The 15,878-nt window shown below is 53.5% G+C and carries 16 protein-coding genes and 1 tRNA gene; 7 read left to right on the top strand and 10 right to left on the bottom strand.

Annotated elements, in window-relative coordinates; translation table 11 throughout:
- A complete protein-coding gene (gene yejF, locus GHC22_RS07880; protein ID WP_153752605.1) occupies positions 1–1,590 on the top strand; it encodes a microcin C ABC transporter ATP-binding protein YejF in 1,590 nt (529 codons plus the stop codon).
- Positions 1,591–1,593: 3 nt separating this feature from the next.
- Here yejF and GHC22_RS07875 read toward each other — a convergent pair whose 3' ends face one another.
- From GHC22_RS07875 to rsuA, 3 genes are all read right to left on the bottom strand, one after another.
- Positions 1,594–1,938 carry a YejG family protein gene (locus GHC22_RS07875; RefSeq protein WP_085951589.1) on the bottom strand — a complete coding sequence of 115 codons (345 nt, stop codon included), beginning with the start codon at positions 1,936–1,938 and terminating at the stop codon, positions 1,594–1,596.
- A gap of 333 nt (positions 1,939–2,271) precedes the next feature.
- A complete protein-coding gene (locus GHC22_RS07870) occupies positions 2,272–3,462 on the bottom strand; it encodes a Bcr/CflA family multidrug efflux MFS transporter (RefSeq protein WP_003834584.1) in 1,191 nt (396 codons plus the stop codon).
- A gap of 15 nt (positions 3,463–3,477) precedes the next feature.
- The gene (gene rsuA / locus GHC22_RS07865) at positions 3,478–4,185 is read right to left on the bottom strand and encodes a 16S rRNA pseudouridine(516) synthase RsuA (protein ID WP_008785291.1); all 708 of its coding nucleotides are present in this window, start codon (positions 4,183–4,185) and stop codon (positions 3,478–3,480) included.
- Between the two features lie 151 nt (positions 4,186–4,336).
- Between rsuA and GHC22_RS07860 the strand changes: the two genes are divergently transcribed.
- Complete coding sequence (locus tag GHC22_RS07860) at positions 4,337–6,097, top strand: DEAD/DEAH box helicase (protein WP_079934598.1); 1,761 nt, start codon at positions 4,337–4,339, stop codon at positions 6,095–6,097.
- Positions 6,098–6,221: 124 nt separating this feature from the next.
- Positions 6,222–6,506, top strand: a complete 285-nt coding sequence (gene rplY, locus GHC22_RS07855; RefSeq protein ID WP_003027502.1) for a 50S ribosomal protein L25 — start codon at positions 6,222–6,224, stop codon at positions 6,504–6,506.
- Positions 6,507–6,626: 120 nt separating this feature from the next.
- Here rplY and yejK read toward each other — a convergent pair whose 3' ends face one another.
- The gene (gene yejK, locus GHC22_RS07850) at positions 6,627–7,634 is read right to left on the bottom strand and encodes a nucleoid-associated protein YejK (protein WP_003027504.1); all 1,008 of its coding nucleotides are present in this window, start codon (positions 7,632–7,634) and stop codon (positions 6,627–6,629) included.
- A gap of 134 nt (positions 7,635–7,768) precedes the next feature.
- On the opposite strand from yejK, the gene GHC22_RS07845 reads away from it, so the two are divergent.
- The 4 genes from GHC22_RS07845 to narP all read left to right on the top strand — a co-directional run bounded on the left by GHC22_RS07845 (position 7,769) and on the right by narP (position 10,795).
- Positions 7,769–7,996, top strand: a complete 228-nt coding sequence (locus tag GHC22_RS07845; RefSeq protein ID WP_003027506.1) for a YejL family protein — start codon at positions 7,769–7,771, stop codon at positions 7,994–7,996.
- Between the two features lie 31 nt (positions 7,997–8,027).
- Positions 8,028–9,788, top strand: a complete 1,761-nt coding sequence (yejM, locus tag GHC22_RS07840) for an LPS biosynthesis-modulating metalloenzyme YejM (protein WP_003834595.1) — start codon at positions 8,028–8,030, stop codon at positions 9,786–9,788.
- A gap of 74 nt (positions 9,789–9,862) precedes the next feature.
- Positions 9,863–9,939: transfer RNA gene (locus tag GHC22_RS07835), tRNA-Pro, on the top strand.
- 208 nt (positions 9,940–10,147) lie between these two features.
- Positions 10,148–10,795 carry a nitrate/nitrite response regulator protein NarP gene (gene narP / locus GHC22_RS07830; RefSeq protein WP_003834605.1) on the top strand — a complete coding sequence of 216 codons (648 nt, stop codon included), beginning with the start codon at positions 10,148–10,150 and terminating at the stop codon, positions 10,793–10,795.
- 96 nt (positions 10,796–10,891) lie between these two features.
- Here the strand turns inward: narP and GHC22_RS07825 are convergent, their stop codons facing one another.
- From GHC22_RS07825 to GHC22_RS07800, 6 genes are read right to left on the bottom strand one after another with little or no spacing between them, the layout of a single operon-like run.
- Positions 10,892–11,941 (bottom strand): cytochrome c-type biogenesis protein CcmH, encoded by a 1,050-nt coding sequence (locus tag GHC22_RS07825; RefSeq protein ID WP_032944027.1) that lies wholly within the window; start codon positions 11,939–11,941, stop codon positions 10,892–10,894.
- On the bottom strand, positions 11,938–12,495 hold the full coding sequence (gene dsbE / locus GHC22_RS07820) for a thiol:disulfide interchange protein DsbE (RefSeq protein ID WP_003834613.1): 558 nt from the start codon (positions 12,493–12,495) through the stop codon (positions 11,938–11,940). Before dsbE ends, GHC22_RS07825 begins: the two co-directional genes overlap by 4 nt.
- Entirely contained in the window at positions 12,492–14,447 is a 1,956-nt protein-coding gene (locus tag GHC22_RS07815) for a heme lyase CcmF/NrfE family subunit (protein WP_153752603.1), read from the bottom strand. The genes dsbE and GHC22_RS07815 overlap by 4 nt, the downstream gene beginning before the upstream one ends.
- A complete protein-coding gene (gene ccmE, locus GHC22_RS07810) occupies positions 14,444–14,923 on the bottom strand; it encodes a cytochrome c maturation protein CcmE (protein WP_003834619.1) in 480 nt (159 codons plus the stop codon). Before ccmE ends, GHC22_RS07815 begins: the two co-directional genes overlap by 4 nt.
- Positions 14,920–15,132 carry a heme exporter protein CcmD gene (ccmD, locus tag GHC22_RS07805; RefSeq protein ID WP_020996676.1) on the bottom strand — a complete coding sequence of 71 codons (213 nt, stop codon included), beginning with the start codon at positions 15,130–15,132 and terminating at the stop codon, positions 14,920–14,922. Before ccmD ends, ccmE begins: the two co-directional genes overlap by 4 nt.
- Positions 15,129–15,866, bottom strand: a complete 738-nt coding sequence (locus tag GHC22_RS07800; protein ID WP_003027538.1) for a heme ABC transporter permease — start codon at positions 15,864–15,866, stop codon at positions 15,129–15,131. The genes ccmD and GHC22_RS07800 overlap by 4 nt, the downstream gene beginning before the upstream one ends.
- Positions 15,867–15,878: the final 12 nt, after the last annotated feature.

Below are 15,878 nucleotides of genomic sequence, written 5' to 3'. Positions count from 1 at the left end.
ATGACACAACCTCTGTTAGCCATTGAGAATTTATCGGTAGGTTTTCGTCAACAAGAGACCGTGCGCACCGTAGTCAATGCCCTCTCACTACGGGTTGATGCCGGACAAACGCTAGCGCTGGTGGGCGAGTCTGGATCGGGGAAAAGCGTGACCGCGCTTTCTATCCTACGGTTGTTACCGTCCCCTCCGGTAGTTTACCCTTCCGGGGACATCCGTTTTCATGGTGAATCATTACTTCACGCCAACGAGCAGACGCTTCGCGGCGTACGGGGGAATAAAATCGCCATGATTTTCCAGGAGCCGATGGTGTCACTGAACCCGCTCCACAATCTGGAAAAACAGCTTTATGAAGTGCTGTCGCTGCATAGGGGAATGCGTCGGGAAGCGGCGCGGGCAGAAATCCTGACCTGCCTGGATCGCGTTGGCATCCGTCAGGCGGCCAAACGTCTCGCAGATTACCCACACCAACTGTCCGGCGGTGAACGCCAGCGTGTGATGATCGCCATGGCACTGCTGACACGACCTGAGCTGCTTATTGCTGATGAACCGACTACCGCGCTGGACGTTTCCGTTCAGGCACAGATCCTGCAATTGCTGAGGGAACTACAGCGCGAGCTGAACATGGGATTACTGTTCATCACCCACAACCTGAGTATTGTGAAAAAACTGGCCGATACCGTGGCGGTCATGCAAAACGGCCAGTGCGTTGAGCAAAATAGAGCAGCACAGTTGCTCACTGCGCCAACGCATCCCTACACGAAGAAATTGTTAAACAGCGAACCTTCCGGCGACCCGGTACCTTTGCCTGTCGGGCAAGCTCCGTTGCTGGAAGTGGAAAAACTCCGCGTCGCCTTTCCTATCCGCAAAGGTATCCTGAAACGCGTGGTGGACCACAACGTCGTCGTTAACGACGTCAGTTTTTCCCTCCGGCCCGGTGAAACGCTGGGGCTGGTTGGAGAGTCAGGCTCCGGAAAAAGCACTACCGGACTGGCGCTTCTGCGGTTAATCACCTCGCAGGGAAGCATTGTGTTCGATGGTCTGGCACTGCATACCTTAAATCGACGCCAGCTGTTGCCGGTCCGTCACCGTATTCAGGTGGTATTTCAGGATCCCAACTCCTCGCTGAACCCACGCCTGAGCGTGCTACAGATTATCGAGGAGGGGTTGCGCGTTCATCAGCCTACCCTGTCAGCCGAACAACGCGAGGCACAGGTGAAAGCGGTAATGGCGGAAGTGGGATTGGATAGAGAAACGCGACATCGTTATCCTGCGGAGTTTTCCGGCGGACAACGCCAACGCATTGCTATTGCGAGAGCATTGATTCTCAAACCTTCCCTGATCATTCTGGATGAACCAACATCGTCGCTCGACAGGACCGTACAGGCGCAAATCCTGACGTTGTTAAAATCCTTACAGGAAAAGCATCGGCTGGCTTATATTTTTATCAGCCATGATTTGCACGTAGTACGCGCATTATGCCATCAGGTTATTGTGCTACGTCAGGGAGAGGTCGTGGAGCAAGGGCAATGCGAGCACGTCTTTAACGCACCACAGCAGGCCTATACGCGTCAGCTGCTCGCGCTAAGCTGACGCTCAAAAAGGATTGTTGTTTGAAAACGGTTCTGCGATAGCCACGCCGAAGTTTTTCAGTCTGCAGGTCGCGGCAAATTCGTCCTGGCGATTCACAAACAGGCACGGCTCTCCTTCACATTCCAGTACGGAACAAGGAACCTCGATATCACTGAGGGCCTGGCTGAGCTTATGCATGACTGACCACGCGCTGTCACCATCAGGACTGAGCAATTTGAGTGCCACCAGGCTGTTCTCATTACTCTGACCGTTTTGCGGAATCGGTTCAACTTTCGAACCTGCGAAACCCACCGACCAACGATAGCTCTGCGGCAGACGATGAACGATTGAGAGTTGTAATGTCATCACTTTCTTTCCCTGGAAGCACAATCACTTCACAATTATTTTACATCAATATTAACACATCATTGACAATACGTCTTTAGACAGTTGGTAAACGTTTACATCCAGTACTTATGCTGCTTACAGAACCCAGTAATTAAATTTATTCAACGGTTCTGGCATATTTCCGGGCTATATGTACTCGTTTCTGCGATCTAACTCAACCTTTTTAACTACAATGATGTGACTTTTTACATAAATTGATTTTACATAAAATAAACATAAGCGGGGAAAATGATAGATTTGCGGTTGATGTACATCAACTCTGGAGACCTTATGGTCCCCAGGTTGTGTAATAGATCACCGTTTTTGAGCGCGACTGGCGTAAAGATAGAAGAGAATTGAGCAGGTAGCGCAAAATGCGATCGACCATATCATTGGCCAGGCCGAGTTAAAGGTCGCCAGAGACAACAGGGCCCCGACAATGGCGCCAATGCCAAAGCGGAATGTCCCAGCCAGCGATGACGCCGTTCCCGCCATATGCGGAAATTCATCCAGAATAACCGCCATGGCGTTTGATGACACCATCGATACACAGCCAACAAACGCCGCAACGCCAACGACCAGAGCCCAGAACCCCAGCCCAAACAGTGCGCTAAAGACCATCCATCCCGCCATCACGAACTGGATCCACAGACCGGTACGGAACATATTCAATGCCCCAACCCGACGCACAAAGCGACTGTTGATGATAGTCATCACGAACAGGAATACGATGTTCAGTGCGAAGTAATAACCGAAATGCTGCGGTGAAACGTGGTTGATCTCAATGTAAACAAAGGGTCCGGCGCTCAGAAACGAGAACATCCCGGCAAAGCTGAACCCGCTGGCCAGCATATAGCTCAGCACTCGTTTATGACGAAACAGCGAGGCAAAGTTGCCAATAGTGGTACGCAGGCGAAACGGCTGGCGACGCTCTACAGGCAGGGTCTCTTTGATCAGCGTAAAGATCATCACCGACGCCAGAACAGCCGCCATGGCGAGGATCCAAAAGATATAGTGCCAGCTAAGCCATACCAGCACCCAACCACCCACGATAGGTGCCAACAAGGGCGCAATTGTCGTGACCAGCATGACGAATGACATCATGCGTGAGAACTCTTCCTTCGGATAGATATCGCGCATCAGGGCGTTGATAACCACGCTCGCCGCCGCGGCAGCCAGACCGTGGAAGAAACGCATCACGATCAGTTGATCAATAGTTTGCGCCAGTGCGCAGGCCACTGCCGCCGCCGCAAACACCAGCGTTCCGCCCAGAATCACCGGCTTGCGCCCAATGCTGTCAGCCATTGGGCCATAGAGCAACTGCCCCACTGCAAACCCCAGAATATAGGTACTGAGGGTCATCTGCGCGCTACCCGCAGGCACACCAAACTGTTCTGAGATAACAGGTAGCGCCGGAAGATACATATCAATCGACAACGGCATCAGCATGGCTAACAAGCCAAGGATAAAGACTATGGCAATTGACGAGTTCTGCCGGGTGGTCACATTTAGCTCCTGAAATTAACGCGGGGTTAAGTTAACGCTGGCGATTTCTTCTTCGGTCAATGGACGGTATTCACCCGGCTCCAGATCGTCATCAAGCCTGATGTCACCAATTCGTTCACGGTGCAGTTCCACAACGTGGTTACCCACCGCGGCAAACATACGTTTTACCTGATGATAACGCCCTTCGCTGATGGTCAATCGCACCTGAGTTGGCGTAATGACCTCCAGAACAGCCGGTTTGGTCAGGTCTTTTTCATTATGCAACTGTACGCCATGGGCAAACTGCTCGGCGGTATCGTCTGCCACTGGCGACTCCAGCGTCACCAGATAGGTTTTCTCACAATGGTGACGAGGAGAGGTGATACGATGCGACCACTGTCCGTCATCGGTCATCAGTACCAGTCCGGTGGTGTCGATATCCAGACGCCCTGCCGCATGCAATTTGTAGGCAACCGGTTCATCAAGGAAATAAAGCACCGTCGGATGATCCGGGTCATCCGTTGAGCAAACATAACCCTGAGGCTTATTCAACATAAAATAGCGCGGGCCATTTTGTTGAACCAGGGAATTACCGTCATATTCGACGTCGTGTTCTGGTAGCAGCTTAAAGGCACTGTTTTTAACGATTTCACCGTCGACAGTAACGCGGTTAGCACGGATCTCACGCCCGGCAATAGCGCGGCTGACGCCGAGTTGCTGAGCGATAAATTTATCAAGTCGCATGAGTGTGATTTTTGCCTGTAAAAATACGAGAAGCGGGTTTACGCCCGAAAAGTGGGACTATTATCCGCCCAGTATAGCGGTGTTACACCATCCCTCAAGGGAAATGATTCATGGCATACTATACATTGTTGCTGTTTACCTTAATGAGCTCATGATTTTTACTCTTCGCCCGTACCAAAAAGAAGCCGTGGACGCCACGCTCAACCATTTTCGCCACCACCGCACCCCGGCGGTTATCGTCCTGCCAACCGGCGCGGGCAAAAGTCTGGTGATTGCTGAACTGGCCCGCGTGGCACGTGGTCGCGTACTGGTACTGGCGCACGTCAAAGAACTGGTCGCACAAAACCATGCCAAATATTGTGCGCTGGGGCTGGAAGCCGATATTTTTGCCGCAGGCCTGAAGCGTAAAGAGAGCCACGGGAAAGTAGTCTTTGGCAGCGTACAGTCGGTAGCGCGTAATCTGGACGCCTTTCAGGGTGAATTCTCCCTGCTGATCGTCGATGAATGTCATCGTATTGGCGATGATGAAGAGAGTCAGTATCAGCAAATCCTCACTCACCTGACTAAAGTAAATCCCCACTTACGTCTGCTCGGGCTTACCGCCACACCTTTTCGTTTGGGCAAGGGCTGGATTTATCATTTTCATTATCATGGTATGGTGCGCGGCGATGAAAAAGCGCTGTTTCGCGACTGCATTTATGAATTACCGCTGCGCTACATGATTAAACACGGCTACCTGACGCCGCCAGAACGCCTCGACATGCCGGTCGTGCAGTATGACTTTAGTCGCCTGCAGGCGCAGAGTAACGGCCTGTTTAGCGAAGCGGATCTGAATCAGGAGCTGAAAAAGCAGCAACGAATAACGCCGCATATCATCAGCCAAATTGTCGAGTTTGCCCAAACCCGCAAAGGGGTGATGATTTTCGCCGCCACCGTTGAGCACGCCAAAGAAATTCTGGGCCTGCTGCCCGCTGACGACGCCGCGCTAATCACTGGGGATACGCCAGGCGCTGAGCGCGACGTGCTGATTGAAGAGTTCAAAGCCCAGCGCTTTCGCTATCTGGTGAATGTGTCGGTCCTGACCACCGGCTTTGATGCCCCGCACGTTGACCTTATCGCCATTCTGCGCCCGACGGAGTCAGTTAGCCTTTACCAACAAATTGTCGGTCGCGGGTTGCGCCTTGCACCGGGTAAAACCGACTGTCTGATCCTCGATTATGCCGGCAACCCGCACGATCTGTACGCACCGGAAGTGGGTGCTCCGAAAGGGAAAAGCGACAACGTTCCGGTACAGGTGTTCTGTCCTGCCTGCGGATTTGCAAACACCTTCTGGGGCAAAACCACGGCAGACGGCACGCTGATTGAACATTTTGGCCGCCGCTGCCAGGGATGGTTTGAAGATGATGACGGCCATCGCGAACAGTGCGATTTTCGTTTCCGTTTTAAAAACTGTCCACAGTGCAACGCGGAAAATGACATTGCTGCCCGCCGTTGTCGGGAGTGCGACACGGTGCTGGTTGACCCGGATGACATGCTGAAAGCCGCGCTCAGGCTCAAAGATGCGCTGGTCCTGCGCTGTAGTGGTATGGTGTTACAAAACGGGCAGGATGATAAAGGCGAATGGCTGAAAATCACCTATTACGATGAAGATGGCGCTGACGTCAGCGAACGCTTTCGCCTGCACACTCCCGCGCAGCGTACGGCCTTCGAACAACTGTTTATTCGCCCGCACACCCGAACACCCGGTATACCCTTACGCTGGATAACCGCCGCCGATATCCTCAATCAGCAGGCGTTGTTACGGCATCCTGATTTCGTGGTGGCGCGCATGAAAGGTCAGTACTGGCAGGTCCGTGAAAAGGTCTTCGATTATGAAGGACGCTTTCGTCGGGCACATGAATTACGCGGTTAATCGTACTTTTGATTGATGTACCAGCCGTTTGAGTATAGAATCTCGCCCGCTTTTGCATACGCAAAGCAGATCACTTACCTGTTGCTGGGTCGCCTGTAGCAGGAATTATTAAAGAGAGATTTAAATGTTTACTATCAACGCTGAAGTACGTAAAGAGCAGGGTAAGGGTGCGAGCCGCCGCCTGCGTGCCGCTAACAAGTTCCCGGCAATCATCTACGGTGGCGCAGAAGCCCCGATTGCTATCGAACTGGATCACGATGCAGTTATGAACATGCAAGCTAAAGCTGAATTCTACAGCGAAGTTCTGACCATCGTTGTTGACGGTAAAGAAGTTAAAGTTAAAGCTCAGGCTGTACAGCGTCACCCGTTCAAGCCGAAGCTGTCCCACATCGACTTCGTTCGCGCGTAATCGCAAACAAGTTGAAGAAAAACCCCGCCAAGGCGGGGTTTTTTTATGGGGTTTTGTCATCGATACTGATGGTTCTCTTCGACCGGATAAGGCGTTAACGCTCTCACCCGGCACACGGTTTTATTTCCCGCCAGACGTGCGGCGCTGCAGCTGGTCGCGCAGGTTCGGCGGCGTACCTTTGATGGTCAAGGTGTCCGTCGCCGGATCCCAGAAAATACGTTCACCCAGTAACATAGCGTCGAAGTTAATGGTTAACCCACCGCCGCTGCCGGCAAATTTGGTTAACTGACGCAGCGTACTGCGATCCGCAGGGAAGCTCTCTTCCAGCTCGTAGCCTTTATCAGCGGTAAATTCGCTGAAGCTAACTTCACTGACGCCGGAAAGCTCTTTAGACAGCGACTCTAGCTCGATCTCTTCACCTGCCTGCAACTGCTCGTTACAGTAGCTGTACACCTGCTGACGTACATTCTGGCGTTCGGCTTTATCGAGTTGCGCCTCGGCAGTAAAGTCATCGACCGCCTGCAGCAGACCACGGTTTTGTGCTTTGGCGTTCAAACCTTCGCTGGCACCGAGGAAATCCATAAAGAAATCGGCGACTTTGCGCCCTACCCGCCCTTTCAGGAACGTCAGATAACGCGTGGACTCCGGATTGGTTTCCCACTCGGTTAAATCAATACGCGCCACGATGTCCGCATGATTGATATCCAGATAGTGCGTCGGATTGATATCCAGATTTTCATTGACGCGCATGCTGCTTAAATTGTTCAGCACGGCGACCAGCAGATACTCTACCGCCAGATAGCGGTAATGGCAGAACAGGACAATACCGCCGTCGGCAAAAGGATATTTCGCCAGCTCGTCCCGCAAGCGTCCGGTCGCGGCACGACTAAATGCCAGAAAATCCTCTTCGCCCTGACGCTGTAAACGCAGCGTTTGCGCCAGTTCACTCTCTTCGCTAAACAGGCCATAGGCTTTATTCTTGGCGCTATACACCCGATGCAGCTCAGCCATCATATCGACAACCGTCGCTGTCGGTTCCAGTAATGAATCGCGCAAGACCAGCTCAAGGTTCTGCTCGTCACGTTTGATAAGCTGGTGCAGGGCAATCTGGTTGATATCCAGACTCATGATAAACTCTCCTTTTAGACCGGGCGGTATTCAACCACCTGCAGGGCAGTGACGCAATAGAAGATAAAAAAGCAGAAAAAAAACTGTCTGTACGGTAATATGTTGCCCTTTCATGAACAGACTGATTTCGATTTATGCCACAAATTTCCCGCTATAGTGACGAACACGTTGAACAACTGCTGAATGAGATGCTCAACGTACTGGAAAAACATAAGGCGCCGACCGACCTTTCCCTGATGGTACTGGGAAATATGGTGACTAACCTTATCAATACAAGCATCGCACCGGCCCAGCGCCAGGCGATTGCCAACTCTTTTGCCCGCGCATTGCAGTCTTCGGTAAACGACGACCAAGCGCATTAAGAGCCTGCTCCGGGGAAACGAACAATAGTTTATGGTAACTCATCGTCAGCGCTACCGTGAGAAAGTATCCCAGATGGTTAGCTGGGGGCACTGGTTTGCCTTGTTCAACATTCTGTTGGCCATGGTTCTCGGTAGCCGTTACCTGTTTGTCGCCGACTGGCCGACAACCCTTGCAGGTCGTGTATATTCCTACCTGAGCGTTGTCGGGCATTTTAGCTTTCTGGTGTTTGCCACCTATCTGCTAATCCTGTTTCCCCTGACGTTTATCGTCATGTCCCAGAGGCTGATGCGATTCTTATCAGCTATTCTGGCGACGGCTGGCATGACGCTGTTGTTAATCGACAGCGAAGTTTTCACCCGCTTCCACCTGCACCTCAACCCGATCGTCTGGGAACTGGTCATTAACCCTGACCAGAATGAAGCGGCGCGTGACTGGCAACTGTTGTTTATCAGCGTGCCGGTTATCCTGTTAATAGAAATGTTGTTTGCGACCTGGAGCTGGCAAAAGCTGCGCAGCCTGACGCGTCGTCGCCATTTCGCCAAACCGTTAGCGGCATTCTTCTTCGTTTCTTTTATCGCCTCGCATGTGGTGTATATCTGGGCAGATGCCAATTTCTATCGCCCGATTACCATGCAGCGCGCAAACCTGCCACTCTCTTACCCGATGACGGCGCGTAAGTTTCTGGAAAAACATGGCCTGCTGGATGCGCAAGAGTATCAGCGTCGCCTGATCGAACAGGGCAATCCGGAAGCGGTTTCCGTGCAGTACCCGCTCAGCGAACTGCACTATCGCGATATGGGGACTGGCCAGAACGTTCTGCTGATCACCGTAGACGGCCTGAACTACTCACGCTTTGAAAAACAGATGCCTGCGCTGGCTGAGTTTGCCGGGCAGAACATCTCCTTTACACGTCATATGAGCTCAGGCAACACCACGGATAACGGGATCTTTGGCCTGTTCTATGGCGTATCACCAAGCTACATGGACGGCATTTTGTCGACCCGAACGCCTGCGGCGCTGATCTCTGCACTGAACCAGCAGGGTTATCAGCTAGGGCTATTCTCCTCGGATGGCTTTACCAGCCCGCTTTATCGTCAGGCGCTACTGTCAGATTTCTCCATGCCGAGCGTGCAAACGCAATCAGACGAACAAACCGCAAGCCAATGGATTAACTGGCTGGGACGCTACGCGCAGGAAGATAATCGCTGGTTCTCCTGGGTCTCCTTTAACGGGACAAACCTTGATGACAGCAACCAGAAGAACTTTGCCAAACGCTACGCCAGCGCCGCTCAGGATGTGGATGCCAATATTAACCGTGTACTTAGCGCCCTGCGCGACTCGGGTAAACTGGACAACACGGTGGTGATTATTACCGCTGGCCGCGGTGTGCCGCTGACTCAGGAAGAGAACAACTTTGCCTGGTCGCGCGGTCATCTGCAGGTTCCTCTGGTGATTCACTGGCCGGGAACACCTGCCCAGCGTATCAATAGCCTGACCGATCATACAGACCTGATGACGACGCTGATGCAGCGCCTGCTGCATGTCAGCACGCCGGCTAACGAATACTCGCAGGGGCAGGATTTGTTCAATGCTACACGTCGCCATTACTGGGTGACCGCCGCTGACGGCAGCACGATGGCAGTGACTACGCCAGAGATGACGCTGGTGCTGAACAACAACGGAAATTATCAGACCTATGATTTACGTGGCGAGAAAATAAAAGATCAGAAACCGCAGCTCAGCCTGCTGCTACAGGTTCTGACGGATGAGAAACGATTTATTGCTAACTGATTAATTATAAATCAGTTAGTGAGGCATCCTCTTGCATTCGTAGCGGAAAGCAGTAGTATTAGCAGCCATAGCGTCGGCACGTAGCGCAGCCTGGTAGCGCACCGTCATGGGGTGTCGGGGGTCGGAGGTTCAAATCCTCTCGTGCCGACCAAAAATCCCTAAAAAAACCAACCCTTGTGGTTGGTTTTTTTATGTCTGCGATTCCGCATTCCTGAGTTTTACAGCAGCCTTCAGCACAGGTTTTACTACTTACCCATGCACAAATTGGGGTAAAATTCATCCTCTCATCAGCGCGATGAATCTGGACGATTGATGCGCTGAAAACAATAATGATACTAATAAAAGCTCAGGAGAATAGTATGCCTGAAGTAACGCCTTTTCGGGTGCTGATTGTCGACGACCACCCGCTCATGCGGCGGGGAATTAGTCAATTATTGCAACTGGATCCCGCATTTGACGTAGTCGCTGAAGCTGGCGACGGCGCAAGTGCTATCGATCTGGCAAACCGTCTGGACCTTGATGTGATCCTGCTGGATCTCAATATGAAAGGTATGAGCGGGCTGGACACCCTGAATGCGCTGCGTCGGGACGGCGTCACCGCGCAAATTATTATTCTTACCGTATCGGATGCCGCCAGCGATGTGTACGCCTTAATTGATGCCGGCGCGGATGGTTATTTACTGAAAGATAGCGATCCTGAAGTCTTGCTGGAAGCCATTCGTAACGGTGCCAAAGGTGGTAAAGCGTTTAGCGCTCGCGTTAGCGAATATCTGCGCGAACGTGACCTGTTTGGTGCGCAGGAAGATCCATTCAGCATTCTCACCGAACGCGAGCTGGATGTATTGCATGAACTTGCTCAGGGACTGTCGAACAAACAGATTGCATCAGTGCTGAATATTTCTGAACAGACGGTGAAGGTGCATATTCGTAACCTGCTGCGCAAACTCAACGTGCGTTCTCGCGTTGCTGCCACCATCCTGTTTTTGCAAACACGCGGCATGCAGTAATCAATGAGATGCCGGATGGCGACGCAACAGCGTCTTATCCGGCCTACAAAGCTCGCACAGGCCCGAAAGCAGCATGCCTTCGGGTAATCTGGACTCTTACTTCTCCTGCGGCGTTAGCTGCTCCATCGCCTGCTTAATGCTGCGTTCTATCACCGCCCGACGGGTATCATTGGCCGGTAATAATTTCAGCATCATCTCCCACGCCGCAACCGCCTCACCAAAGCGCTGCTGTTCAAAAGCGTTAAACGCGTACATGCTGAGAACCCGCACGTTGGCATGCTCGCCGCGCACCAGCTGGCGTAACAGCTCCCCTCCCCGGCGGTTATCGTCAGGATCGGATGAACGGGTCAGTGCTTCCGCATAACCCAGCGCCGCATCGCTGTTTTTAGGATCCAGTCGATAGGCATTGGCATAGGCTTCAGTGGCCGTACTGGCGTTACCGAGTACCATGCCAATACGCCCAAGCATGATCCAACCTTCAACGTTTGTAGGATCGGCTTGTAAACGCGTACGCAGCCCCAGCGCCAGACGTGTCATATCCTCTTCATTGAGCGGGTCAGCTTTCGGATCCAACGCGCGTTCCAGCAGCGCCGGAGCCTGAGCGGTGGCCTGCTGCCAGACCTGAACCTGCTTATAGCTGCCGGTTTCATAATAGCTCACCGCGCCAACGATCAGCGCCACCACGATGCCGGGTACAAACAACCCAAATCCACCGCGTTTGCCATCCGGGATAACGTCGTCAGGAAACTCTTCCAGCTTCACCCGGACGCGTCGGCGAGTACGGGCAAAAATAATCCAGCCGCCCAAACCAATCGCTACCACCGGCATCACCCACAAAAGCACTGTAAGCGGCGTCAACGGTGGATCGTAGGTGACGAAGTTGCCGTAGCGCGCCACCATGTAGTCGACAATCTCTTTCTGACTTTTTCCTTCCTGCATCAGTTCGTACACTTTCTGGCGCAGGTCAGTGGCAATCATCGAGTTAGAATCGGCGATACTGTTGTTCTGACATTTAGGACAGCGCAGCTGTTCGGTAAGCTGACGGAACTGCTGTTCCTGCGCTTCATCCTTAAACTGCATCACATCGATGGTCGCCAGCGCAGATCCCGAGATAACCAGCATCAGCAGGCCCAGTAAAAATCTCATTGCGCAGCCTCCTTACTGTACTTATCCCACAACGGTTTGATCTCGCTCTCCCACACCCTGGCATTCAAATCACCGGCATGGCGATAGCGAATAATACCTTTACCGTCGATCAGGAACGTTTCCGGCGCGCCGTACACGCCAAGATCCAGACCGAGCATACCGTCGCCGTCAAACAGGCTTAATGAGTAAGGATTGCCCAGCTCTTTCAGCCAGACAATGGCTTTCTGACGATCGTCTTTATAGTTCAGACCCACCACCCGCACGCCTTGTGCAGACAGCTGGTTCAGATACTGATGTTCGGCGCGACAGGTCGGGCACCAGGTCGCCCAGACGTTCAGCAGTACCGGTTTGCCCTGGGTCAGCACATCGGCCTGATAATGCTGACCCGGATTCTCCAGCGACTCCAGGCGGAATGTCGGAACGGGTTTGCCGATCAGCGCCGATTCCAGATTCGTGGGATCGTCTCCCTGAGCGTTACGCGCCAGCTGCCACAGCAGCGCCGCCGCAATGATCAGAAAAATAATAAACGGAATTAACAGTGCGTTGCGCTTCATACAGCCTCCGACGCATTTTTTTGCACCGCGGCGCGAGGATGCGTGCGCTGACGATAGCGTGGATCAAACAGGCAGAACAATCCGCCCAGCGCCATCAGCAATCCTCCGGCCCAAATCCAGCGAATAAACGGTTTGTAGTACAGACGCACAGCCCATGCGCCGTTATCCAGTTCTTCACCCAGCGCGGCGTACAGATCGCGCGTGAATCCGCCGTCAATTGCCGCTTCGGTCATCATCGAACTGGTGCTGTTATAGAAGCGTTTTTCCGCATGCAGCGTGGCTTCCGGTTTACCATCTCGGGTAACGCCAATAATGGCGACACCGCCCCGGTAGTTAGGTCCGGTAATATCTTTCACTTCGCGGAACGTGAACTGATAGTTATGGATACTGACGCTATCACCTGCTTTCATGCGCACATCGCGTTCAACGCTGTAGTTCTGGCTGAAGGCAATACCGACAATAGTAATCGCCAGCCCAACGTGGCCCGACACCATGCCCCAATAGCTTGGTGTTAATTTCGTTCCGCGGGAAACACGCAGGAATGCTTCGGACATCGCCAGCACGAATATCCAGCATGCCATCGCCAGCCCTACCACCGTCATAGCGGCAATGCGATCCTCAAACAGCCACGGTAGCAGCAGCGACAGAACAAGCGTGGTGACAAACGCGATAATCAGTAACGTTTTCAGTTTACGCGGTCGGTCACGGCCCCAGCGCACTAATGGCCCAATTCCCAGCAACAGCGCGAACGGCGCCATCAGCCAGGTAAACATGGTGTTGAAGAACGGTTCGCCAATCGAAATGCTGCCCAGACCCAGCTGTTTGTGCACCAGCGGCAGCAGCGTGCCCAAGAGCACCACCAGCATGGCGGCAATCAGCAGAACGTTGTTGCCCAACAGCAGAGATTCACGCGACCACAGCGCGTTGTTTACCCGTGAACGGACCTTGTGACCGCGCACCGCAAACAGCAGCAGGGAGCCGCCAATCACCAATACCATAAAGGCCAGAATAAACATCCCGCGTGACGGATCGGAGGCGAAGGCATGCACCGATACCAACACGCCGGAGCGCACCAGGAAAGTACCTAACAGGCAAAGCGAGAATGCGCAGATTGACAGCAGCAGCGTCCAGGCTTTAAAGCTGGCACGCTGTTCGGTTACCGACAGCGAGTGCATCAGCGCCGTTCCCACCAGCCATGGCATAAACGAGGCGTTCTCAACCGGATCCCAGAACCACCAACCGCCCCAGCCCAGCTCGTAATAGGCCCAGGCCGAACCGAGCACAATACCCAGCGTCAGGAACACCCACGCCGCCAGCGTCCACGGACGCGAAAAACGGGCGAAAGTACTGTCCAGTCGTCCGCTCATCAGCGCGGCAATCGCAAACGCGAAGGCCACGGAGAAGCCGACATACCCCATGTACAGCAACGGCGGATGGAAAATCAGTCCCGGATCCTGCAACAGCGGGTTCAGGTCGCGCCCTTCAATAGGGAAGTTGGGCAACGTACGGGCAAACGGGTTGGAGGTAAACAGAATAAACAGCAGAAAGCCAACGCTTACCATCCCCATCACCGCCAGCACGCGAGCAACGATGTCCAGCGGCATTCGCTGGCTGAACGCCGCAACGGCGAACGTCCAGCCGCTCATCAGCAGCACCCATAGCAACAGCGAGCCTTCATGAGCCCCCCAGGTTGCTGCCACCCGATACCAGACCGGAAGCTGGGTATTGGAGTTGCTGGCAACGTAGGTGACGGTAAAGTCATTAACCACGAAGGCGTTGACCAGAATCAGGAACGCCCCCATCACGCAGATAAACAGAACCCAGGCAAAAGGCCGCGCGGAGGCCATCATTCGCACGTCGCCGCGCGCTACGCCCCACAGCGGATAGACCGACAGTAGTAACGCCACGCCGAGCGCAAGGCACAACAGCGCATTGCCAATTTCAGGCATCATGACGTTTTATCCTTATAAACACTTTCCGGGCGACGATGGTTTTCCTGCATCGCTTTTTCGACTTCCGGCGGGGTGTAATTCTCATCATGTTTGGCAAGAACCTCTTTGGCCTGCACATGATTTCCTTCGTCCAGTTCGCCCTGAACAACGACACCCTGCCCTTCGCGGAACAGATCCGGCAGAATGCCTTCGTAGGTGACATCCACCACACCTTCGGCGTCATAGATACTGAAATTCACCTTCAACGACTGCGGATCGCGCTTTACGCTACCGGGCATCACCATTCCGCCCACGCGCAGGCGCTGACCGACTTCGGGCATCTGCTGCGTTTCGCGCTTACCGTAGAGTATCTCTCCCGGCGTATAGAACAGGTCAATATTAGAACGCAGCGCATAAAGCACCAGCGTAATGGTCAACGCCAGACCCGCCAGTACCGCACAGGCTATCCATAACCGATTTTTACGTCGAATATTCACGCCGCCTCCCGTTGCACTTGCGCCGCACGCATACGCGCTTCTCTCGCCCGCTGCTGCGCCACACCGCGTAAAATTGCGCGATGTTGTAACGCGGAATGCAGTACCAGCACCACCAGCGGGATAACGCTCATCGCTACGGCAAGCCAGACATACAAAGCGTAGCCGCCCATCGCGAAAAAATCACTCCATGATGCAAATGCAGGGGTCATTGGCGGCCTCTTTTTAAGATCAGTTCGCTCACCCACGGGCGGCGTTTTTCCATCATCAAAATCAGGTTACGCATGCGCATCAGCGCCAGCGTGACAAACAGTAACAGGTAGCCGACGATCGCCAGACGCAGCGGCGTACGCATCGCCGGATCGATGCTTTGCTGCATGCGGGTAGAACCCTGATGCAGCGTATTCCACCACTCAACCGAGTAGTGGATAATCGGTAAGTTGACCACGCCAATCAGCACCAGAATACCGGCGGCACGACCTGCCAGACGGCGGTCGTCAAAGGCATGCCACAGCGCAATGGCGCCCACGTAGAGAAACAGCAGCACCAGTTCAGAGGTGAGTCGGGCATCCCAGACCCACCAGGTTCCCCACATCGGTTTGCCCCATGCGGAGCCGGTCACCAGCGCAATAAAGGTAAACACTGCACCAATCGGTGCCATCGCAGCCAGCGCCAGATTGGCCATTTTCATCTGCCAGACCAGGCCGATAAACGCGGCAACAGCCATCGAGGCATAAATGCCCATCGACCAGATTGCCGCCGGAACGTGCAGATAAATAATGCGATAGCTCTGCCCCTGCTGATAGTCCGCAGGCGCAAAACCAAAGCCCCAGACCCATCCCGTTATCAGTACCACCGCGCTGGCAATCGCCAGCCACGGGATAAACCAGCCACAGATCTGATAGAGCCGAGGGGGCATCGCCAATTGATGAAGTGTTTTCCACATAGTTCAGTCACC

Source organism: Citrobacter sp. H12-3-2 (assembly GCF_009649895.1).
Classification (GTDB): Bacteria; Pseudomonadota; Gammaproteobacteria; order Enterobacterales; family Enterobacteriaceae; genus Citrobacter; species Citrobacter portucalensis.
This window is presented reverse-complemented; position numbering and strand designations above follow the sequence as displayed.